Origin of the sequence: Colwellia sp. 5_MG-2023, assembly GCF_030547795.1 — a bacterium.
Lineage (GTDB): Bacteria > Pseudomonadota > Gammaproteobacteria > Enterobacterales > Alteromonadaceae > Colwellia.
Genome location: NZ_JAUOPW010000001.1, coordinates 282,725 through 305,745, shown reverse-complemented (window position 1 = coordinate 305,745; position 23,021 = coordinate 282,725). Strand labels below are relative to the sequence as shown.

15 protein-coding genes are annotated in these 23,021 nt (G+C 35.2%); 8 read left to right on the top strand and 7 right to left on the bottom strand.

Annotated features, from left to right (window positions below):
• Positions 1 to 52 precede the first annotated feature (52 nt).
• On the bottom strand, positions 53 to 1,501 hold the full coding sequence (locus Q4496_RS01235) for a PLP-dependent aminotransferase family protein (RefSeq protein WP_303609800.1): 1,449 nt from the start codon (positions 1,499 to 1,501) through the stop codon (positions 53 to 55).
• Positions 1,502 to 1,615: 114 nt separating this feature from the next.
• Between Q4496_RS01235 and ccoG the strand changes: the two genes are divergently transcribed.
• The gene (gene ccoG / locus Q4496_RS01230) at positions 1,616 to 2,989 is read left to right on the top strand and encodes a cytochrome c oxidase accessory protein CcoG (RefSeq protein ID WP_215973785.1); all 1,374 of its coding nucleotides are present in this window, start codon (positions 1,616 to 1,618) and stop codon (positions 2,987 to 2,989) included.
• A 130-nt stretch (positions 2,990 to 3,119) separates the two neighbouring features.
• Here ccoG and Q4496_RS01225 read toward each other — a convergent pair whose 3' ends face one another.
• From Q4496_RS01225 to mfd, 5 genes are all read right to left on the bottom strand, one after another.
• The gene (locus Q4496_RS01225) at positions 3,120 to 4,787 is read right to left on the bottom strand and encodes a tetratricopeptide repeat-containing sulfotransferase family protein (RefSeq protein ID WP_303609799.1); all 1,668 of its coding nucleotides are present in this window, start codon (positions 4,785 to 4,787) and stop codon (positions 3,120 to 3,122) included.
• A 156-nt stretch (positions 4,788 to 4,943) separates the two neighbouring features.
• Positions 4,944 to 7,859: a TonB-dependent siderophore receptor gene (locus Q4496_RS01220; RefSeq protein WP_303602475.1), complete on the bottom strand. Its 2,916-nt coding sequence runs from the start codon at positions 7,857 to 7,859 to the stop codon at positions 4,944 to 4,946.
• 710 nt (positions 7,860 to 8,569) lie between these two features.
• Positions 8,570 to 8,848, bottom strand: a complete 279-nt coding sequence (locus tag Q4496_RS01215) for a DUF1244 domain-containing protein (RefSeq protein ID WP_215973788.1) — start codon at positions 8,846 to 8,848, stop codon at positions 8,570 to 8,572.
• 58 nt (positions 8,849 to 8,906) lie between these two features.
• Positions 8,907 to 10,310: a CsiV family protein gene (locus Q4496_RS01210; protein WP_303609798.1), complete on the bottom strand. Its 1,404-nt coding sequence runs from the start codon at positions 10,308 to 10,310 to the stop codon at positions 8,907 to 8,909.
• A gap of 27 nt (positions 10,311 to 10,337) precedes the next feature.
• Complete coding sequence (mfd, locus tag Q4496_RS01205; protein ID WP_303609797.1) at positions 10,338 to 13,943, bottom strand: transcription-repair coupling factor; 3,606 nt, start codon at positions 13,941 to 13,943, stop codon at positions 10,338 to 10,340.
• Positions 13,944 to 14,113: 170 nt separating this feature from the next.
• Here mfd and Q4496_RS01200 point away from each other — a divergent pair, with 170 nt between their 5' ends.
• The 7 genes from Q4496_RS01200 to galE all read left to right on the top strand — a co-directional run bounded on the left by Q4496_RS01200 (position 14,114) and on the right by galE (position 21,582).
• Positions 14,114 to 14,422: a ComEA family DNA-binding protein gene (locus Q4496_RS01200; protein WP_303602478.1), complete on the top strand. Its 309-nt coding sequence runs from the start codon at positions 14,114 to 14,116 to the stop codon at positions 14,420 to 14,422.
• Positions 14,423 to 14,638: 216 nt separating this feature from the next.
• Positions 14,639 to 15,544 (top strand): sulfate adenylyltransferase subunit CysD, encoded by a 906-nt coding sequence (cysD, locus tag Q4496_RS01195; protein WP_354668420.1) that lies wholly within the window; start codon positions 14,639 to 14,641, stop codon positions 15,542 to 15,544.
• 94 nt (positions 15,545 to 15,638) lie between these two features.
• A complete protein-coding gene (gene cysN / locus Q4496_RS01190; RefSeq protein WP_215973793.1) occupies positions 15,639 to 17,039 on the top strand; it encodes a sulfate adenylyltransferase subunit CysN in 1,401 nt (466 codons plus the stop codon).
• Positions 17,040 to 17,147: 108 nt separating this feature from the next.
• Positions 17,148 to 18,875 carry an SLC13 family permease gene (locus Q4496_RS01185; protein ID WP_303602479.1) on the top strand — a complete coding sequence of 576 codons (1,728 nt, stop codon included), beginning with the start codon at positions 17,148 to 17,150 and terminating at the stop codon, positions 18,873 to 18,875.
• A 24-nt stretch (positions 18,876 to 18,899) separates the two neighbouring features.
• The gene (cysC, locus tag Q4496_RS01180; protein WP_303609796.1) at positions 18,900 to 19,544 is read left to right on the top strand and encodes an adenylyl-sulfate kinase; all 645 of its coding nucleotides are present in this window, start codon (positions 18,900 to 18,902) and stop codon (positions 19,542 to 19,544) included.
• A gap of 3 nt (positions 19,545 to 19,547) precedes the next feature.
• Positions 19,548 to 20,531: a DHH family phosphoesterase gene (locus Q4496_RS01175; RefSeq protein WP_303609795.1), complete on the top strand. Its 984-nt coding sequence runs from the start codon at positions 19,548 to 19,550 to the stop codon at positions 20,529 to 20,531.
• Positions 20,532 to 20,559: 28 nt separating this feature from the next.
• Positions 20,560 to 21,582, top strand: coding sequence for a UDP-glucose 4-epimerase GalE (gene galE / locus Q4496_RS01170; protein ID WP_215973797.1), 1,023 nt, complete (start codon positions 20,560 to 20,562; stop codon positions 21,580 to 21,582).
• 107 nt (positions 21,583 to 21,689) lie between these two features.
• Here the strand turns inward: galE and Q4496_RS01165 are convergent, their stop codons facing one another.
• On the bottom strand, positions 21,690 to 22,910 hold the full coding sequence (locus Q4496_RS01165; RefSeq protein WP_215973798.1) for an EAL and HDOD domain-containing protein: 1,221 nt from the start codon (positions 22,908 to 22,910) through the stop codon (positions 21,690 to 21,692).
• Positions 22,911 to 23,021 lie beyond the last annotated feature (111 nt).

The window sequence follows — 23,021 nt, the reverse complement described above, 5'->3', positions numbered from 1 at the left end:
GCGCTTGATATTGACATAGATGTCATATCAGCAATTATAGCAAAGATTTGGCTCAACCATTATATTCCGGTAAATATTTTTGTCGGGTATTGGTTAATTCCTTACATAATTCCCCTAATCTAACTAGTGCTTGTAAACGAGATCCTGTTGTTGGATGTGCAAAAATTAATCTAAGATTATTTGAAAATTTATTAGTGGTAGAAAAGAGTTTTCCTGGCGTTATAATAATGCCTTCGGATATTGCTTGATTATAAAGTACAAATGTATCAACTTCGGGGGGTAACTCTATCCAGATTGTTAGGCCGCCATCAGGTACCATAAATTTAGTCGGTATTTTCCAGTTATCTTTTATGCCATTAATTAATTGATCACGCTGTTTTAGTAAAGTTTTGCGGTATTGATAAATATGCCGATCAAAACTTCCTTCAGCCATAAAACTTGTTAAGCCGTTTTGAATTGCTTGGCTAGTAGAGAGTTGATTAACTAATTTTAAATGAACGATTTTTTTGTAATGCTTATTCGTTATTATCCAACCAATGCGTAGATCTCGTGATAGTGCTTTAGAGAATGAGCTACAAAGTATAACATTTCCTTGTGTATCATAACTTTTAAGTGGCTCGACAGTGGTATGAAATCCTAAATCACCATAGATATCATCTTCAATTAACGTGATATTGTTCTTTGCGGCGAGCGCAACGAGTTTACGTTTTTCCTTATTTTGCATCAAAGCGCCTGTTGGTGTAGCAAAATTAGGAGTTAAAATACAGGCTTTAATCTCCCACTCTTCAGCTGCTTTTTGTAACGATTGAACGGTTAAGCCAGTGGTAAGAGAGCTAGGTAATTCTATGACTTTTAATTTTAATTGCTGGAATAATTGTAAGGCGCCATAAAATGCTGGACTCTCAATAGCAACAATATCCCCAGCTTCACAAGTTGCCATAAGCGCTAAAAACAAACTATTTTGGCAACCAGAAGTAATGCAGACTTGTTCTTCTGCTATATTGAGATTCCGTTTTCGGTAATGCTTACTAATTTGATGCCTTAAGTTGCGATCACCTGGGGGCTCTGAATAATACAAAGCATTACTTTGTGGTTTTTGTCTTAAAGCGCGACTGATATGTCTGTTTAATAACAATAAGTTAGTCGATACTTGTTCGTTATTTATGTGTTGAGGCGTAATGTCAAAAGCCGCACTTCGTTCCATTATTTCATAAAACACTTCAGGTACATCAACAAGTTTAGGTTGGCTAATTTTTTTTAGTTCAATATGTATATTATGATTTTGGTTAACGGGGGATACATAATAACCAGATTTAAACTTTACGAAAACTATATCTCTTGCTTCTAAGGTATGCAGTGCTTTTTGAACCGATATTTTTGAAACACCATAGCAACGGGCTAGCGATCGAATTGAAGGAAGCTTTTCATAGGCTAACCATTCTTTGTCGTCTATTCTGGCTTTTAAAGTATTTGCTAGCTGTTCATATTTAAACTGTGTCATAAGTTAATTATCATTAATTAAACTGTACCTATTATAGTTTATTTATTTGTATCTATTAATAACAGATTGAATATTTAAACTAAGCTTCGTGTAACTTACTATCGGAGTAGCAAGGTGAATTCGTCATATTTATCGAAAGAAAATCTTATTTGTAAAACATCAGTAGTTGATGAAAATATATATATTAGAGAACAAAAAGGGCGTTTTCAGCGAATTCGTCGTTATTTAAGTTTTACCTTAATGGCTATTTTTATTTTGATTCCTTTTATTGAATATCATGGTTCTCAAGCCGTATATTTTAATCTTGAACAGCAAAGGGTTTCTTTGTTTTCATTAACACTTTTCCCACAAGATTTGCTGCTTCTTTGCCTAGTATTTATTTTTTCCGCGTTTTTACTATTTTACATAACTAAAATTTATGGACGAATATGGTGTGGTTTTAGCTGTCCTCAAACTATTTGGATGCTACTCTTTAATTGGGTTGAACGCAGAATTGAAGGCTCTCATAATCATAGTAAATATCTTAATGCACAAAAATTAAACTTTAATAAATTAGTTAAAAAACTCGTTAAGCATTGTTGTTGGTTGATTATTTCACTGTTTACTGCCTTAGTATTTATTTCTTATTTTGTGCCCGTTAAAGAACTCTATATTAATTTTTTTACATTAGAATCATCTTCATTGGTTGTTTCGTGGGTCTTATTTTTCATGGCTTGTACTTATATAAACGCTGGTTGGATAAGGGAGAAAATGTGTTTACATATGTGTCCCTATTCACGAATACAGTCTGCAATGTTTGATAAATCAACTAAGCTTGTCAGCTATGACTTTAAGCGAGGCGAAAGCCGAGGTAAAAGAAAACGCACACAGGAAAAAGCAGCAGCGTTAGGTGACTGTGTTGATTGTAATTTATGTGTTCAAGTTTGTCCGGTAGGCATCGATATTCGAGACGGTTTACAATACGAATGTATTAATTGTGGTTTATGTGTTGATGCGTGTGATATGACAATGGATAAATTTAATTACGAAAAAGGGTTAATCTCTTTTACTCATGAACAAGCGCCGAAAAACAGGTGGAAAAGGCATATAGTTTATGGCGCTATAGTATCTTTAAGTATTTTATCTATGCTGGTGTGGGTTTTAACTTGGCAATCTTTTGAAGTGAATATTATTAGAGATCGACAAGCATTGTATCGTGTTAACCATGAAGGCCATATCGAAAATACGTATGTTTTTAAAATCAGAAATAAATCGAGTGAAACTAAAACCTTTAAAATTGCTGTCGCAGATTTAACTCATGCTCGTATTATGGGACAAGCAAAGGTACAAGTTTTACCTGGGGATATGAAAACATCATCAGTAACAGTAGCTGTTGAGCAGCCTTTAGTCGATGGGAGAAATGATATTCGCTTTAATATTGTCGATATAGTTGATAATAAGCAGGTAATAAAAAATACATCTTTTTATAGTGGTGATGGTGGTTGGTAATATTCACTTACTAGGGCAATAGCAATAATAACTCTCTCGTATATTTCTACGTTGACAGAGTTATTATTTTATTTAGAGCATACTGAGTTTTTACACCTAATATTGTTGATATTATTAAGCCAAGCTCTGATTACTTAATACTCTTTAGTGAACTTAAGGGGAATAAAGTCTCTAAATGCTTTTGGTAATTATTGCACCTACCTGAAGAGCTATTATATAGTGGTCTTCTTACCTGCCAAACACTTGCTGTTTTAACTTGATTTTTATATTGATGAAAATTAAGGCAGTTATCCTCCCAAGGTAACCCTATAAATGAAAGCAGTCGTTGGGTTTGCTCTTTAGGTGATTGGATTAGATTGTCATAATTAAATGTTAAAATATCTTCTGGAAATAATGACTGCCAATGTGCCATTAACCTTTCTTGTTGCTGGTAAAAATGAATAATATTTTTTAGCTCTGTCGCATAAGCCATAGAAGATCCTAAACGCAGAAAATAAATTGATAAGCAATTATCTAGTATTGAACGAGTAGTCCATATAACTTTAGCATTAGGCATAAGTAATTTAATTATCCCTAAGTATAAAAAATTATCTGGTCGTTTGTCAGTTAATTGATCACCTTGGTTTTTAAAGCGGTTAATTTCCGTTAAGTATTCTGAAAGTAATCTATCTTTTTTTCGATCTACCTGTATATCTTCAAGAACATTTTGTGGAAAATCAGGGTAATTATTAAACATTAAACGATGAAAAAACTCTTGCTCACCTCCAATACTGATACCTGAATGTGCAGCTAATATTTGTTCGCAAAGTGTTGAACCTGAACGAAACATACCACAGATGAAAACAGGTGAAGTGCTGCTAGACTCTGTGCTATCTACAGTAGAAAACCACTGCTTATTAAAAGTAGCTATAATACTGTCTACTGTATGTTCAAACTTTATAGCATCGTATGACGGTAGCGTTTTTTTATCTAATTCATTAGCTTGTTGATAATAATGAAACGCAAGATCATAAGCTTTACAATCATCAAAAGCCTTTCCTAGAGCATAACCAACATTGATTTTATCTGACTGAGCAATATCAGAGCTTAAGAAAGCATCTTTTAATTGATTAATTAGTGGGTGCTCTTGATTTTCAATTTTATAAAGATCAGCTTGTCTAGCTAGAGCAGTATAATTTTTAGGATTGATTGTACAAGCTAACTGAAAGTAATATAGCGCTTTATTTCTATTACCTAATTGTTCATATAAATTGGCTAAGTTGTAGCATAAAGAATCTTGTTCAGGATGCTTAACAATAGCTTTAGTGAGAATATCGATGGCTTTATCTGGTTCAGATAAGTGTTCACTGAGAATGGTTGCTACATTTAAAGATACTTCATAATCTTTATCAATACCAATGGCTAATGCTTTATTATAAAAAATAATGGCTTGCTCAAAATTACCCGAAAGCTTTTGATAATAGGCGCAATTGAAAAAAGTTGTGGCATTAGCAATGTTACTTTTTGATTGTTTTTCATATAAGTTTGCTAGATCTTGCCAACGAGACTGAGCATTATAGAGCTCACTTAAGGTATTAAAATAGTTTTTAGATAAGGGTTGAAAGGTTAGCAGTTTAATTAAATGTTTTTCAGCTAATTTATAATTTTTATTAGTGAAACCAAGTTTTACTAATAACTGGTGTATTTGGATATTGGTAGGATCTTGTATTAATAAATCTTCAAGTGCCATTTGGCCTTGGTCTAATTTATTTGAATTTAGTAGCCGTAAAGCATATTCGATTGTAACTTCAGCTTTCATAAGTCCATAATTAAAATTTAATGAGTAAGTAACTTTACTTTATTTCGTTTATTTTAAAGCACTTATTAAAATAAACGAAATAAAGTATATATGATTATATAAAAAAAGAGCCAATGTAATATTGGCTCTTTTATCTAAATTACAAACAAACGACAATTAGAAGCTAATTGTTACACCTGCATGAATTAAACGACCTAGTGCATCATACGCGCCAGGGAATGTATTACCATTACCGCTACCTGATGGTGCATTTGGTACCATTGGTGGCGCCTTATCAAGAAGGTTATTTACACCTAAACGTATTGTTACATGTTCAAACGTGTTAAATGATGCTGCAAGATCTAAGTAGTTTTGAGCACCTAACGTAGTTGGACCTGCTTCAATAGTATTTGATTCAGCATTACGAGTGAATTCTTCAGCTTCACCAAAGTAACGCCATGTTGCTGTAACTGTTGCATCCCACGGAGTTATCCAAGCAGCACGTAAGTTACTACGCCATTTAGGAGAAGGAGAACCACACACTGAACGATCCCAGTAACCTTCACAAGAGTCAATAGCAATACCCGGAGTATTTTGCGTATCAAGTTGCATCAAGTATGTACCAACAAAATTGAAGCGAACCTCACCCATATCATCTAAAGAAAGTTCATAAGAAGCATCAACATCAATACCTGAAGTTTCAATAAAACCGATATTACTATTAGTATCAATGATGCTATCTTGTCCAACCCATAATGCACCTGTATTTGCATTACGGTTGATTAAGTCACATGAAGATTGAAGATTATCAACCGCACATTCGTTATGAACAACAGCAGCACCTTTCGATTGAATAGCATCTTCAATTTGAATATTAAAGTAATCGAATGTGATATCTAATCCATCAAGGAAGCTAGGAGATAAAATTAAACCTAATGAAACCGTATCTGATTTTTCAGGTCTAAGATCTAGGTTACCACCAGAAACAGAGTTATATTGACCAGCAGGACTCTCTAAGCTAGAAGAACCATATTGTGCGGCTGTAACACCAGTACGTGCACATTGCTCTTCCGTTAACGTAGGGTTAGGTCCACAAGGATCTGACCAGTTGAATAAACCAATTGATGTTGGTGCAAATAATTCACGTACATTACCTGTACGTACTGCGCGTTGGTAACTAGCACGGAAGCGAACTTCGTCGTTAACAGTCCAGTTAAGTGCTGCTTTATAAGTATCTGTAGACTTGTCAGTAGTACCTTCTACTGAATAATCTGAATAACGATATGCTAGCTCTACACCTAACTCTTGTGCAAACTTAGCATCTTCAATTAGTGGTAAATTAAATTCAGTAAATAAATCTGTTACTGAGTACTCACCTTTAACACCGGCAGTTGGGCCACCTTGACCAGCACCATCACCTGAAGTAAAACCATTATCTGGTTCAAGAGTTAATGATTCTTTACGGTACTCATAACCAAATACAACACCAGCACCAGTAGTGGTACCTGGTACCATAAAGCCAGATTCAGTTAAATCACCCGATACGAAACCAACCATTTGTGTACTTTTTGTATCACCACGAGAGTATAAGTTTTTAATTAGGTAGTCTAGGGAATCCTGAGTAACACCACCTTCTTCAAATACATTCCATGGTACACAATCAGGATCTGAACCATCAATAACAGATTGACACGTCGCTACGCCATCAACATCTTTAACATTTAGCGCACGCTTAATGTTCGTTATTGACATTTCATTACGGTAAGTTTCTAAATAAGCAACTGAACCAAAGTTTACTGATGCATCATAAGACCAGTCATCATTGATATAACCACGTAGACCAAGAACAAAGCGTGAAGACGTATGTCTTAAATCATCTTGACGAGGACCACCTTCAACATTACGACGACCAATATAAACGGTTTGACTGTCGCTTGCGGTTAAGCCTTGGCTACCACAAATTGCATCAAATTGTTGATCTGATAAAAGTGGGTTATCACAATTTAAGCTATCAGTTACAAAAAACGCACCTGATGGCGCTATCTGTGCAACACTTCGGTCATCCATATAACTCGCTTCAGCATAAACTTCAAAATGCTCATTAATTTCATAATGACCGAAACCACCAAAGGTTTTACGTTTATCTGGACGTTGATAATAATTTAAAGGACCGTAGTTATATAAGAGACCGTTGCGATCTACAAAATCAGTACCTTGAACTATGTAATCAAAAGTAGCAAAATCGGTAAAACGACCTTCAGGTATAGTACTTGAACCACCACAAACACGCTGACCATTACCATCAATATCCATTGCACAAGCACTGTAATCACGGTTATCTTGTGTTACTGCTTTAATATCACGGTATGTAGCATATAACGTAACATTACCATTGCCGTCAGCAGTATTTCCACCGATAATCAATGAAAAATCGTTAGTATCACCGTCAGTTACATTACTTGAAGGTAAAGGGAAACCAGCCTCAGATACAGCACGCTGCATATCGCTATGGTCATTATTGTGTTGATAGAAGCTGTTTTGGTATTCAAATTGAACACCTTCAAAATCATCTTTCATGATAAAGTTAACAACACCAGCAATAGCATCTGAACCGTATGTAGCAGAAGCACCACCAGTTAAAACTTCTACACGTTCTACTAGCGCTGCTGGAATTTGGTTAATATCAGCACCAGTACCACCGGCTGCAGGTGAACCTGATGGTAATCGACGACCATTCATTAATGTTAGGGTACGTACAGAGCCTAAATTACGTAAATCAACCGTTGCTGTACCTGTTGCGCCATTAGCTACACCAGATGTTTGGTCAGCAAAAATAGCCGGCATTTCATTCAATACATCTTCGATACGAGTAATACCAGAAACTTTAATATCTTCAGCGGATATTGTAGTAATAGGGCTTGTACTTTGGATATTTGCACGTTTAATGCGAGAACCAGTTACTTCGATTTTTTCAATTTGTTCTGCACTTTCTTCAGAAGCAGCAAATGAGGTTGAACTCATTGCAGCCGTTGCGCCTGCACCGAACATTACGGCCAAACGAACAGCTTTCGCTATTTTAGTATTGTTATACATATTTTCTCCCTGAACCACTAACGTGGTTACTTGCAGTGTTTAAGTAAAGTGTTAATCCTAATATTATTTTGCTCTAACGGCAGGAACTAACCTTTAAAATACTAGTACTTAGCGCTTAATAAGGCAACACTAATTGTAACATTTAAATTCAACAAAAGGATAAACGGAGAAGGGCGGGTAATTTTATTTTAAATCAACTGGTTACAAGTTGACTTTACTTTAATATAGTATCATTTACTTAAATAAAAAAACTTAGAAAAAGTAAACTTAGCATGTTAGATTATGATAAATATATAAAAATCAATATGTTACTTTGTTTTGGAGGTAGTAAAGTTTTCGTTACTAGTTGTTTAAATATTAAACTTAGTAAAAAATAAATAAAAATCAATTAGTTATATTTTTTTGCGTGTTTTTATCTATTTAAATTTAATTTACTAGTACAAAAAAAGAACAATTGAATTTTTTTAACTTATTAGATGTAATAAGTTATTACGTCCTAAGAGCGGTAATTATTAATTTTAAAAACTTTAAATAACGTGCCTATCGAGTTAGAAGCAAGAGCTGTTTGTATTGCCATTATCGATAAAGGTGATGATAAGTAGGTGATAAAATGATAATTCTCTGAGGCTAATCATTTCAGAGAATTATCATGAGTTTAATAGTGTAAATTAACGAGTACTTTATATTCTTGATAACGTTAATTTGTTTCGTTAACCTTTATTAAATTTAGCAAGTTGCTCTTCGGTAGCTGGCAGCTGATATTTTTCTTTCCATTCACTGTAAGGCATACCGTATACTTGTTCTCGTGCGCTATCGATATCGACTGAAACACCAAGTTTTTCTGCTTCAGCTACTGTCCATTTACTAAAACAATTACGACAAAAACCCGCTAAATTCATCAGTTCAATGTTTTGTACATCTTTTCTACTATCTAAATGAGCTAATAAACGACGAAAGACTGCAGCTTGAATTTCAGTTTCTTTGTTCATGATATTCCTATTAAAGCTAATTGTTATATGATTTCTATGAAGAAGTTGCTTGCTAAGACTATTTTATCGCTTGGCTTACTTGTTCACCTTCTGGTTTTGTTGGATCGAAACGTCTTATTTGTACTATCATGCCAATGTAAGGGTGATCAAAGTAGTGTATTTCACCTGTTATTACTCGACGGTTTTGGCTAAAGTTAATAAGTTTTGCTGTACTATCATTACTACTAGTTGGCACATTTTTAATTATTTTTTCAAGATCACTTTCATTAAATACATTGAAATCAGCAGTTATATAAAGATAATGATCTAGGTGTATTTTAAGAAAACCATCTAAGAACCAAGGTTGAATTGGTGTCTTGAGTGGGGTACCTAGTTCTGAGTGTTGTTTGTTGACAATAGTCTCTACAGAATTGGTGGCTATAATAGTTTCCAAATCCATTTCGTTAACTTGGTTAACTGTCTTATTAATTGTATCTATATCAATAGGCTCTCGACTAAACGCATTAAAACGTGTAAATATTTGGTTTAAGACTTGCTGATTATTACGAGATCTTTCAATGTTAGTCGACTCTGTTGTCAGTGTTGAGTTTTGTGTTTTAGTTAGCTGATTAATTAAGTTTTCTTCTAATAGTTTTTCTTTCTCAACCTCAAGTTGATATTCTTCTAATGCTTTTTGGTATTCATGCGCTAAATTTTGACCCGCAAATAACTTAAGTGGAATAGCATCTTTTTGCGTTACGCCAACTTGTCTCCAGCCAAAATGTAGTAGCGGTTTAAATGTTTTGCTCCAGCGTAGTCGCTGACTAATATCAGTTAATAGTAAAGATTCATCAGCAATTAAGTAAGGGTTGTATTCATTGTGTATACCTAAAGCATTCAACTTATTTGGCAGCGCATTTATCTCGACTGAATTTATATTCATATTAGCGAGCTGCTCTTTATCAAATAATCTTTCCATTTCTTGCTGAGAAATAGCACATATAGTGTCAGTAGATAAAAGTTTATGGGTTAAGTTGTCGAATAGTAAATTTTGAGAAGAGATATCCGCTCTTTCTCTTAACTCAAATGTATTAATCGCGGTGATTTGTGTAACTTGATTAACTTTTTTATCAAAAGTAGCATTAGTACGTTTAAGAGGGTGTAACAATACTGGCTGAATATTATTTTCACTTTCTTTAGAGCAAAGTGGCAAGAACTGTTTTATGTTTGTTAAATCGGGCTGGATGTGAGGCCCTAATAAATCAAAAGATTTTTGGTAATTAGGCAAACTGGATACGTCAATATCCTCAGGAAATTGTTCTTTTAATTCGTTTTTGTTGCCTAATTGTTGGAAAAGTATCACTTCAACTTCAAACCAACGTTCATCTGCTGCTTTATTTTTAGCGTACACGTCTGAACTCATGGTTACTGTTGAGATGCCAAGAGCAAATAGTGAATAGAAAAAAGCTGGATTTACTTTCATTAATAGTCCAATTATTTTAAGTTATCTTTATTTAGCTGTGGTTAGATCATTTAATAAAGTGGTGATTAAGCTAAACCTGGCTTGTTCACCTTCACTTGCTCGACTAAACTTAAGCTTATTAGGAGGCACCATTTTATACGTTGTTGGTTGCTTTTGCACTAAGGCAATGATCAACATATGATCCACGCTGGTATCGTCATTGAATTCAACTGATCCACCTTTTTCGTTGACTTCAATACGTGAAATACCAATAGTTTGAGCTTTCAAGCGTATTTTAGCTATTTGAATTAAGTTCTTCGTTGCTTGTGGTAACAATCCAAAGCGATCGATTAACTCAACTTGAATATCATCCAGTTGATTTTTATTTTTACAACTAGCGATACGTTTATATAAGCTTAATCGTATACTTACATCAAAAATATAACTTTCAGGAATAAGGGCAGGTAAACGTAGCTCTATTTCAGTTTGTTTTGCGGTGACTTGTGTTAATGATAATTGCTTACCATCTTTTAGGGCTTCTACCGCATGGTCAAGCATTTCCATATATAAACTGAAGCCAACTTGGCTCATGGATCCTGATTGATCTTCACCAAGTAATTCCCCTGCGCCACGTATTTCTAAATCATGTGTTGCCAATGTAAATCCAGCACCTAAATCTTCTAATGACGCGATAGCTTCAAGACGTTTTTTCGCATCTTTAGTCATGCGTTTTTCGTGAGGTGTTAACAGGTAAGCATAGGCTTGATGGTGCGAACGACCAACACGGCCACGTAGTTGATGTAATTGAGCTAACCCTAAATTATCAGCTCGATCCATTATAATGGTATTTGCACTAGGTACATCAATACCTGTTTCTATAATGGTCGTACAAACGATAACATTGAACCGTTGGTGATAAAAATCACTCATGATACGTTCAAGTTCTCGTTCTTGCATTTGTCCATGAGCAGTAATAACCCTAGCTTCTGGTACTAGTGCTTGAATATCTGCGGCGGTTTTTTCTATGCTATCGACATGATTATGTAAATAGTAAACCTGACCACCACGTAATGTTTCTCGTAAAATCGCTTCTCTAATTAAGGCATCATCATGCTGGCGAACAAAAGTTTTAACAGCTAGTCGTTTTGCTGGTGGTGTCGCAATAATTGATAAATCACGCATGCCACCCATTGCCATATTAAGTGTTCTAGGAATAGGGGTTGCAGTTAAGGTAAGAATATCAACATTGCTACGTAGTTGTTTAATTTTTTCTTTTTGTTTTACGCCAAATCTATGCTCTTCGTCTACTACCAATAATCCTAAGTCTTTATATTTAATACTGTTTTGCAGTAGTTTATGAGTGCCTATTAAGATATCTATCTGCCCAGATTCAACTTGTTTTATAATTTCAGTTTGTTGTTTTGCTGTTTTAAAGCGAGATAATACTTCGATTGAAACTGGCCAGTTCGCAAAACGATCGCGAAAACTTTCATAATGTTGCTGGGCAAGCAGCGTAGTGGGTACTAGTATGGCAACTTGTTTACCATCATTTACCGCCACAAAAGCGGCGCGCATTGCGACCTCGGTTTTACCAAAGCCGACATCACCACATACTAACCTGTCCATTGTTTTTGCAGACAGCATATCGCTAATAACGGCATTTATCGCTTGTTGCTGATCAAATGTTTCTTCAAAACCAAAACTATCACTAAAGGCTAAATAATCATCTTTATCTCGCTTAAAAGCATAGCCGGTATTGTTTGCGCGGTTGGCATAAATATCAAGTAATTCAGCTGCTACATCACGTACTTTTTCAGCTGCTTTTTGTTTCGCTTTACTCCAAGTATCTGTACCCAATTTATGTAAAGGAGCATGCTCAGCGTCGGTACCTGAATAGCGGCTAATTAAATGTAAAGAGGCAACAGGTACATAGAGTTTTGCGTCGTTAGCATAACTAAGCATTAAAAATTCAGTGGTTATGCCACCGGTTTCTAGTGTTTGTAAACCTAAATATCGACCGATACCATGTTCTATATGTACAACAGCTTGACCGATAGAAAGTTCCGCTAAATTTTTGAAAATAGCGTCAGTTTCAATTTCTTGTGATTTGTTACGTCGTCTTGATTGGCGAACATGATCGCCTAATAACTCAGCTTCAGTAATTAAAGCAATCGCATTTTTCTTTGCACTGCTTTTTGATTGAAAACTAAAACCTTGGTTAAGTGCATTAACACTGATACCTAATAATTCATCTGACTCAATAAAGTCTTCAATAGTATTAAAAATGCTGGGTTTGACATTATCACGTGCGAGTAACTCTAAAACACTTTCACGTCGACCTTGACTCTCAGCGATAAATAAAATTTTATTGGGTGTCTCTTTTGACTGAATGAAGTTATTTATTAATTCAAAAGGTTGTTTTAACTTATGATCAATAGTCAGATCGGGCAGGGCATTAACATCGAAATAAATAGCACTCGATTTTTGTTTTTTGTTATCAATACTACCACTGATATTGTCATTTTCATCAGTGCTTAGTTGAGCTTCTTCTTCACAGCTTTTTATAGTAATACGTGCAAATGGCTTTAATGCGCTATATAACTCATCTTTGCTTAAGAATAGTTGCTCTGGTGGTAATAAAGGTCGAGTAGGATTGTAGCGTCTATTTTCATAGCGATATTCAATGTCTTGCCAGTGTTTTTTTAATGATTTTTCTAAATCACCTGAAATAGCAATTAGCGTATCAGGCATTAAATAATCACACAGTGTATTGGTATTTTTAAGCGTATCGGTGCAATCTTCAGTACTTTCATTTTTGAAAAAAAGCGGTAAATAATATTCTATCCCAGGAGGAAGAATTCCATTACTTACTTGATGATAGATAGACTCCTTATCAATCGAGCTTTTAAACAGTTCACGATATTGGCTACGAAATAAGTTAATGGCCTCTTTGTCTGTTGGAAATTCATGAGCGGGCAATAAATCAATATTGTCTACTTTTTCATTTGACCGTTGATTTTCAGGATCAAACAAACGGATTTCATCAATTTCGTCATCAAAAAAGTCTAAACGAAATGGGGTATTACTGCCCATAGGAAATAGATCTAAAATAGCACCACGAGCAGAAAACTCACCATGCTCCATAACTTGATCAACACAGCGGTAACCACTTGCTTCTAGATCTTGTCGAAGTTGATGTAAGTCTTTCTTATCACCTTTTTTAATGACTAAACTATTTACTTCTATATATTTCTTAGGTGCTAGCCTTTGCGCCAATGTTGTTACAGGCACAATAACAATGCCTTTTTTCATGCGGGACAATTGGTAAAGAGTCGCTAGCCTTTGAGAAATAATATCTTGATGAGGAGAAAAAGTATCGTAGGGTAGTGTTTCCCAATCAGGAAATAAGCAAATCGATAATGCATTTTCGTCTTGCGATAAACTTTGTAGCTCCTGCTCTAGTTTGAGTGCAGAAGGCGTGTCATGAGTGAGTAATAATATTGGAACATCACTTGTTAACGCTCCTCGATACAAAGCAATACTCGCACTTGAGCCTTGCAAATTGTGCCAAGTTTTTCTGTCAACTGTGGTACTTGTATTAGTTGTTTTATTTTTAGCTAGAGTTGGCGCCAGTAAATAGCTTTTTTTGCTCATGGAATGCTTTAAATGATAGTTCAAAAATTATAACTGTATAGTTTAACTATTTCTGTACAATTTTAAATGCATTTGACAAAAATATATTTCACATCTAAACATAATAATGAACATCTAACCAGTTGCATCGATGTTTGAACTTTTAATGGGACTATTTATAAGGAATTAATATGAAAGTTTTAATTATGAGAGCACTGCTCTGTGCGTTATTCACTACTACGTTATTGTTCAATTCAAATTTAGCTATTGCTGCACCAACGGTCACGAAGGAAGTTAAAGCAATACAACAAGTTGTTCATTTGAACAAATCTACCCTCGAAGAGTTAATGACTTTAAAAGGAATTGGTCAGAAAAAAGCACAAGCGATTTTAGCATATCGCAAAAAAATGGGAGATTTTAAGTCTATTAACGATTTAATGAATGTTAAAGGTATAGGCGAAAAAGTATTAAAGGATAATATGGGTCGCCTGAAAATATAGCACGGATATCATTAATGTGTGTTTCTAAAAGTCAGCATTTCGCTGACTTTTTTATAAGTTGAGCTACTAAATTAACACTACTGTCTAACTATCGTTATGAAAGTTAGACAGATCACCTTGTTATTCCTTTTGGTTATAATAAAGCTGTTTCTTATTATAGAAAAATCAAGGTAGGTGTGGCATTCTTACCTTATTAATTTTATCAACAGTTGTGTATTGGCAATGAATTTAACTCATTTAAAAAAATTAGAATCGGAATCTATTCATATTTTTCGTGAAGTGGCTGCAGAGTTTGATAACCCTGTAATGCTTTATTCTGTCGGTAAAGACTCTGCAGTTTTGTTACATCTTGCTCGCAAAGCTTTTGCTCCAGGTAAAATCCCTTTTCCATTATTGCACGTTGATACGAATTGGAAATTTAAAGAAATGATCGCTTTTCGTGATCAAATGGCAAAAGACTATGGTTTTGAGCTACTTGTTCATCAAAACCCGGAAGGTATTGCCATGGGAATGGGACCATTTACTCATGGTAGTGCAACCCATACGGACGTGATGAAAACACAAGGCTTAAAGCAAGCGCTAAATAAATACGGATTTGATGCTGCTTTTGGCGGCGCACGCCGTGATGAAGAAAAGTCTCGTGCCAAAGAGCGTGTTTACTCATTCCGTGATGATAAACATCGTTGGGATCCTAAAAGCCAACGTCCTGAATTATGGAATATCTATAACGGTAAAGTTCATAAAGGCGAAAGTATTCGTGTTTTCCCTTTATCTAATTGGACTGAGCTTGATATTTGGCAGTATATCTATCTAGAAAGCATTCCAATTGTGCCACTTTATTTAGCTGAAAAACGTCCAGTTGTTGAACGTGATGGTACATTAATCATGGTTGATGACGATCGTATGCCAATTGAAGAAGATGAAGAAATACAAATGAAAAGTGTTCGTTTTAGAACGCTTGGTTGTTACCCATTAACAGGTGCAGTTGAGTCAACAGCGACTACGTTACCTGAAATTATTCAAGAAATGTTATTAACAAAAACCTCTGAACGCCAAGGTCGTGTAATAGATCATGATAGTGCTGGCTCGATGGAAAAGAAAAAGATGGAAGGTTACTTCTAAGCCTTAAATATAAACCTTATATGTATAACTAAGGTGAGGCTTCTATTTTCAACATAACATTTTATTTGATTAAAAATTTTCGAAGGAAAACATTATGAGTAACCAGCAAGACTTAATTGCAGATGATATTCAAGCTTATTTAAAGCAGCATGAAAACAAAGAATTAGTACGTTTTTTAACGTGTGGTAGCGTAGATGATGGTAAAAGTACCTTAATTGGTCGCTTGTTACATGACTCTAAAATGATTTTTGAAGATCAATTAGCCGCTATTGAAAAAGATTCAAAAAAATCAGGGACCACTGGTGAAGCTATCGATTTAGCATTATTAGTTGATGGTTTACAATCTGAACGTGAGCAAGGTATCACCATTGATGTGGCATACCGTTATTTTGCTACCGATAAACGTAAATTTATTATTGCAGATACTCCTGGCCACGAACAATATACGCGTAATATGGCAACAGGTGCGTCTACTTGTGATATCGCAATTATCTTAATTGATGCACGCTACGGGGTGCAAACACAAACACGTCGTCATTCATTTATTTGTTCGTTATTAGGTATTAAGCATATTGTCGTTGCCGTGAACAAAATGGACTTGGTTGATTACTCGCAAGAAAAATATCAAGCAATCAAAAAAGATTACCGTGAATTTGCTGAATCACTTAACTTTGAAGATGTACGTTTTGTACCTATGTCGGCGCTTAATGGTGACAACGTAGTAGAAGAAAGTGCAAACATGGATTGGTACCCAGGCGCAACATTAATGAAGTTGCTAAATACCATTGATGTAAAAGAACAAAATGCATTCACAGAATTACGTTTTCAAGTGCAGTATGTCAACCGCCCTAACTTAGATTTTCGTGGTTTTGCCGGCACTATTTCTTCAGGTCATGTACTTGTCGGCGATACCATTGTTGCCTTACCTTCAGGTAAAGAAAGTGTTGTGAAAGAAATTGTTACCTTTGACGGTAACATAGACCGTGCCGATAAAGGTATGGCAGTAACACTAACATTAGAAGACGAAATTGATATTAGCCGTGGTGAAATCATTGTTAAAAAAGGTTGTTTACCAACATCGGCTAAAGAATTAAATGCAACAGTAGTATGGATGCATGAAAATGAATTAGAAGCGGGACGTGAATACTTTATTAAGCATGGCAGTAAAATGACTACTGGTCACGCAAGTAAAATTGTGAATAAGTTTGACGTTAATACCATGGAAAAATCGGCTTCAGCGCAACTGGCTGTTAACGAAATTGGTAATGTTGATTTTGTCATGGGTGAAACATTGCATTTTGACGATTACCAAGTTAACCGTGGTAGTGGTGCTTTTATTATTATTGATAGACTAAGTAACCTAACGGTTGGTGCAGGTATGATTAATCATGCTATCGCTGAAGAAGTAAAAGAATACTCAGCATTTGAGTTAGAGTTAAATGCATTAGTTCGTAAGCAGTTCCCTCACTGGGGTGCTAGAGATATAACTAAATAGATTAGCTATAGCTCAGTTTGTCGTGACGCCTTCTTGAATTAGTTAGGCGTACATATTTTCTTTGTCATCAACAACGCTAAGTATGAATATCTAACACCTAGGATAAAAATGACAATACAACAGTGGTTGATTATAGCGGTTTTTATCGCCACTTTTGTCGGCCTTCTTAAATATCAACAAGCACCCGAACGGGTTTTCTCTATTACAGTACTTGTTTGTTTAGCACTTTCTTTTGTAAGTGTTGACGATATTCTTAGTAATGCAGTAAACCCAGGTTTAGTCACCTTAATTTTATTAGTGCTTTGCTCATTTTCATTTGAGCGAACCAGTATATTACGCCGTTTAAGTAATAGCGTTTTTAGTGGTTCAAAAATAAAGTCGATGTTACGACTTGTGATAGGTACTGCTTTTGCTTCTGCACTTATGAGTAATACTGCAGTAGTTGCGACGCTGATTAACAGTGTTAAAAGTAATAAGCTAATTAATGCGGGTAAATTACTACTTCCCTTATCTTATGCCGCTATATTAGGTGGTACTCTCACCTTAGTGGGCACCTCTACTAACCTTATTGTCAATAGTTTGTTAATTGAACAAGGTGGCCAAGGCTTAGCTTTTTTTGATTTTACCGGTATTGGTATTGTTGCACTTGCTTTTTGTTTATTAATTGTTGTTTTACGTGCTAAAACCTTGCCTAATATGGCGCAGGGTGAATTGTCGACTCAAGATTATTTGCTTGAAGCTGAAGTCTCTATAGATTCTAAGCTCATTGGTAAAAGCATTGAAGAAAATGGTTTAAGAAATTTAGATGCTTTATTTTTAGTTGAAATCGTCCGTTATGGTCGATTGATCTCGCCTGTTACGCCTGAAGAAACATTACAAGTAGGCGATAAGCTTATTTTCAGTGGTGATATTTCTAAAGTATTAACCTTACAGCAATTTGATGGACTAACATTATTTGCAGAGCGTAATGATCTGTTACGCGATAATTTAACAGAAGTACTTATTAAAAGTGAGTCAGCTATTGCCGGTAAAACCTTGAAAAAAGCAGGGTTTAGAGCTCGGTTTGACGCTGCAGTTGTTGCTGTTCGCCGTGAAGGTTGTGCTTTATCAGGAAAATTAGGCGATATTGTTTTACAGTCAGGTGATTTTTTAGTGCTAGCAGTAGGGCAAGACTTTGCAAGTAGAACTAATTTATCGAAGAATTTTTTTATTCTTTCAGGTCATCAGGCTGTCAACATGCTGAGTGGCTGGCGTGATCATGGTACTATTTGGGGTTTTGTACTTGCTATTTTAGTCTCAGTTTTAACGCCGGTTTCTTTATTGAGTTGTTTATTTATTTATGTGGCAGCGCTTATTTTTAGCGGAGCATTAACGGTAAATGAAATTAAACGTCGATTTCCATTAGAAATTTGGATGATAGTACTTGGCGCATTAACATTAGCTAGTGCTGTTGAAAATACTGGTGTTGCAGCAGTTATTGCGAGTAGTATCGAACAGCTACTCAATGGTAGTAGCCCTTATATTGCTTTTGTGGCTATTTTTGTTTTAACGTTATTATTAACCGAGCTAATCACTAATAGTGCCGCCGCAGCATTAATTTTTCCTATTGCTTATAATATCGCACTAGGTTTAGGTGTTGATCCCATCCCTTTTGTGATGGCGGTTGCTTTTGCTGCCAGTGGAAGCTTTATTAGTCCTTATGGCTATCAAACCAATATTATGGTTTATAACGCAGGTAACTATCAATTGGGTGATTTTGTTAAGTTTGGTTTACCTGTGTCAATCACATACAGCGCTACGGTATTATTGATGATCCCTTTAGTGTTTCCTTTTTGATCTTAATTTTTTAAAGAGTACATAATGAAAACAGAAAATACTGTTTGGCATGAACAACATATTTCTAAAGAGCAACGTGCTAGCCTTAAAAGCCAAAAGCCTTGTTTGCTTTGGTATACTGGCTTAAGTGGCTCGGGTAAGTCGACAGTAGCGAATGCTGTTGATGCTTTATTATTTAAGTTGGGTTGTCACAGCTATCTACTTGATGGTGATAATGTTCGCCATGGTTTGAATGGTGACTTAGGTTTTACCGATGAAGATAGAGTAGAAAATATCCGCCGTATTAGTGAAGTGTCAAAATTATTTTTAGATGCAGGTCTAATTGTCTCAACAGCTTTTATTTCACCGTTTACAGAAGATAGAGCGAGAGCAAGAGCGAAATTAGAAGACGGTGAGTTTATCGAAGTTTATATCGATACGCCAATCAGTGTTTGTGAGCAGCGAGATCCTAAAGGGCTTTATAAAAAAGCACGCGCAGGTGAAATTAAAGATTTCACTGGCATAGATTCTACTTATGATGTTCCCGAGAGTCCGGAGATTCATGTTAAAACCGCTGAGTTATCAATACAAGAGTGTGCTGAGCAAATTGTTCATTATTTAATTGAGCAAGGTTTTATTACTATGAATAAAAATGATAGTGACAATATTGGTCGTTTAGGGCAAGGATAAGTTATGCATTATGATGTTTTTAATGGTGATGCTGATGGCATTATCGCGTTGTTGCAACTTCGACTGTCTAAAAATAAACTGCATCCAAAAGAGTCGGTTTTAGTGACAGGTGTAAAACGTGACATTAGTTTGCTTAAAAATGTTAATGCAGAATCCGCAACATCAGTGACTGTTTTAGATATATCATTAGAAAAAAACATTGAAGCTTTATCTAATTTGCTGGAAAAGGAAGTTGACGTGTTTTACGTCGATCACCACAGAGCAGGCGAAGTTCCACAATCAAAATATCTAACAAATTTAATCGACACCGATGCCAACACTTGTACTAGCCTAATAGTAAATAAGTATCTACAGAATGAATTTGTTCACTGGGCTATCGCAGCTGCGTTCGGTGATAATATGCAATTATCAGCGCAAACACTCGCCAAAGAGCATAATATATCAAGTGAGCAGCAGGCATTGTTAAAAGAGCTTGGTATTTATATTAACTATAATGGCTACGGTCGTAGTGTTGATGATTTACATTTTCATCCCACACAACTATTAGAAAAGCTATCTGATTACGCTGATCCATTTGATTTAATTAATGAAACTAATTCAATATTTTATCAACTTAAAACAGCCTATTTAGTTGACATGGAAAAAGCGCATAAGTCTCCTGTTTTAGTGAATAATGAGCAAATCTGTGCTGTACAATTAGCTGATCAACCTTGGGCAAGAAGAGTTAGCGGTGTTTTTGGTAATGCACTTGCGAATGGAGCACCTAACAAAGCTCATGTTGTTGTCACCTTAAATGAAAGTCTTGCTGATGAAGAGCCTACTTATACTATTAGCCTTAGAGCTCCATTAAACAATAAACAAGGAGCAGGGGAACTCTGTGCAAACTTTCCTACTGGGGGAGGGCGAGCTGCTGCTGCGGGAATTAATGCCTTGCCAGCAGAAATGCTTGGCGATTTTTTTGCTAGCGTGGCAAAATATTACCAATAAAGTTAAATACTAGAAGCAAGGGAATATAATGAGCTTATTAATAACAGGTGGTACAGGTTATATAGGTAGCCATACAGTTGTTGAATTGCAAACGTTAGCATTAGAAGAAGCATCGAACCAAGATATCATTATTGTTGATGATTTATCTAATTCTTCCACGCTAGTTCTTGATAGAATTAAACAGATCACCAATAAAACAGTCACTTTTATTAAAGCGGATGTTTGTGATTATAACGCGATAAATGCTATTTTTGACCAGTATGATATTGATGCGGTAATTCATTTTGCAGGTCATAAAGCTGTGGGGGAATCGAATGAAAAGCCCCTTAGTTATTATCATAATAATGTTTCAGGTACCGTTACTTTATTACAAGTGATGGCTGAGCATAATGTTAAGAAATTAGTATTTAGCTCTTCGGCTACTGTTTATGGTGATAATGTTTCGCCATTAAATGAAAGCATGCCAACGTCGGCGACTAACCCTTATGGTCAAACTAAGCTGATGGTCGAGCATATTTTGTTTGATCTCGCAAAAAGTGATAGTGAGTGGTCGATTGCTTGCTTGCGTTACTTCAATCCTATTGGTGCGCATAGTTCTGGTTTAATAGGTGAAAACCCTAATGGTATCCCAAATAACTTATTACCCTATGTAGCACAAGTTGCAATTGGCCGATTAGCACAATTACAGGTGTTTGGTGATGACTATGATACTGTTGATGGTACAGGTGTTCGTGATTATATTCATGTGGTTGACTTAGCTCAAGGCCATGTGAAAGCGTTACAAAACTTAGATAAAATATCTGGTTGTAAGGCTATTAATTTAGGTACAGGTAATGGTACCTCAGTGCTTGAAATTGTTAACACGTTCAAAGAAATTAGTGGTCAAGATATTCCGTACAAAATAGCCCCTAGAAGAGCTGGTGATTTAGCAACGGTATACGCTAATGCAGATTTGGCTAATGAATTACTTGGTTGGCAAGCAACTCGCAATTTATATACTATGATTGAAGATACTTGGCGTTGGCAGTCTGAAAACCCAGAAGGTTTTTAATTAATAATTAAGGCCAATAACTTGTTAAATATTATTTGTCTATAATTGAGATTGCTAAACAGGAAATGAGTGCATTATTGAAAATAATACCCGTTTCCTGTCATGGTTTATTCAGACATCTGACTTTGTTCATCAGCCCATGCTAATGCTTCATTATAATGTTTTAGGGTTTGAGTCTTCTCTATTATAAGTTTTTCCATAATAATATTTGTTTTATCCCATTCGGCATGCTCAATTAGTTCAGCTAATCTTATTATGGCTGCCATCAAGCCTTTTCGCGTTAATAGAGGATCTTTAATTTCACTGGTTAGCGGAAGTTTATCTAAGATAACCTCTATTTTTTCATCTAAAATTGCATCTATCATGGATAATAACCCCGTAAGAAAAGCAATTGAAACATCAGATCTATAGCTCATATCACGCGCAATAAGCTCACAAAATTTAGCACGAGCAAGTGCGGCTTTTATTAATTCATTGGGCTTTTCAGGGTTTACTGTTACAGCAAACATTAAGGCAAGAAAACGTTTAAGTTCGCTCGAACCGAGTAATATTAATGCTTGTTTTATCGTTGAAACTTCACTACGTCGTTTAAATGCGGCAGAATTTGCATAACGAAGTAATTTATAAGATAGAGAAACGTCCCGCTCAAAAACGTGGGTAATACCTGCAAGATCTAACTCTGGTTTAGACGTTTCATATAGTAGGTCTGCCATTGTAAGTTGAGAAGGTGATAAGTTTTTAGTTTTCACCATTTCCGGTCTAGCAAAAAAGAAGCCTTGAAAATAGGTAAAGCCTAACTGCTTAGCTTGTTCATATTCTTCATAAGTTTCTACTTTTTCTGCGAGTAATTCTATGTGAGGGTAATCTCTAGTTGCTTCAATTATTTGATTTACTTCACTTAAAGCTGTTTTTTGAATATCTACCTTAATAATTTTTATATAAGGATAAAAATGTATCCATACATTTTGGTGTACATAGTCATCTAAAGCAATGATGTAATTTTTACTATGCAAATTTTTACATAGGCCGAGTAATTTTTTGCCAGGTTTTACTGTTTCTAAAACTTCAACTACTACTTCTTCATTTGTCAGCATCTCGGGATAACCTTGAACTAAGGTTTCTAATGTGAAGTTTATGAAGGCGAGTTTATTATTTGTAAATTCACTTATACCCATATTGAATTTACTTGCTTCAATCATTTTACTTGTTGCTTCATCACCATCTATATCAGGAAAAACATTGTCTATACTATCGCGAAAAAGTAACTCATAACCAAAGAGTTTTTTGTTTACATCTAAAATAGGCTGTCTAGCGGCATAAAAGTACATAGTTTGAGCAATATCTTTTTTAATAAAAGCAGTTACTAATCAATATACCTGTTCTGTTTGAAGATGCAAGATAGCTGAGCTTTATTGTTTGTCGTAAAATCTATTTAATAA

Excerpts from the sequence above, each read along its gene's own strand:
- Q4496_RS01235 (WP_303609800.1), bottom strand. The coding sequence starts at position 1,501 with ATGACACAGTTTAAATATGAACAGCTAGCAAATACTTTAAAAGCCAGA.
- Q4496_RS01225 (WP_303609799.1), bottom strand. The coding sequence starts at position 4,787 with ATGAAAGCTGAAGTTACAATCGAATATGCTTTACGGCTACTAAATTCA.
- Q4496_RS01220 (WP_303602475.1), bottom strand. The coding sequence starts at position 7,859 with ATGTATAACAATACTAAAATAGCGAAAGCTGTTCGTTTGGCCGTAATG.
- Q4496_RS01215 (WP_215973788.1), bottom strand. The coding sequence starts at position 8,848 with ATGAACAAAGAAACTGAAATTCAAGCTGCAGTCTTTCGTCGTTTATTA.
- Q4496_RS01210 (WP_303609798.1), bottom strand. The coding sequence starts at position 10,310 with ATGAAAGTAAATCCAGCTTTTTTCTATTCACTATTTGCTCTTGGCATC.
- mfd (WP_303609797.1), bottom strand. The coding sequence starts at position 13,943 with ATGAGCAAAAAAAGCTATTTACTGGCGCCAACTCTAGCTAAAAATAAA.
- Q4496_RS01200 (WP_303602478.1), top strand. The coding sequence starts at position 14,114 with ATGAAAGTTTTAATTATGAGAGCACTGCTCTGTGCGTTATTCACTACT.
- cysN (WP_215973793.1), top strand. The coding sequence starts at position 15,639 with ATGAGTAACCAGCAAGACTTAATTGCAGATGATATTCAAGCTTATTTA.
- Q4496_RS01185 (WP_303602479.1), top strand. The coding sequence starts at position 17,148 with ATGACAATACAACAGTGGTTGATTATAGCGGTTTTTATCGCCACTTTT.
- cysC (WP_303609796.1), top strand. The coding sequence starts at position 18,900 with ATGAAAACAGAAAATACTGTTTGGCATGAACAACATATTTCTAAAGAG.
- Q4496_RS01175 (WP_303609795.1), top strand. The coding sequence starts at position 19,548 with ATGCATTATGATGTTTTTAATGGTGATGCTGATGGCATTATCGCGTTG.
- galE (WP_215973797.1), top strand. The coding sequence starts at position 20,560 with ATGAGCTTATTAATAACAGGTGGTACAGGTTATATAGGTAGCCATACA.
- Q4496_RS01165 (WP_215973798.1), bottom strand. The coding sequence starts at position 22,910 with ATGTACTTTTATGCCGCTAGACAGCCTATTTTAGATGTAAACAAAAAA.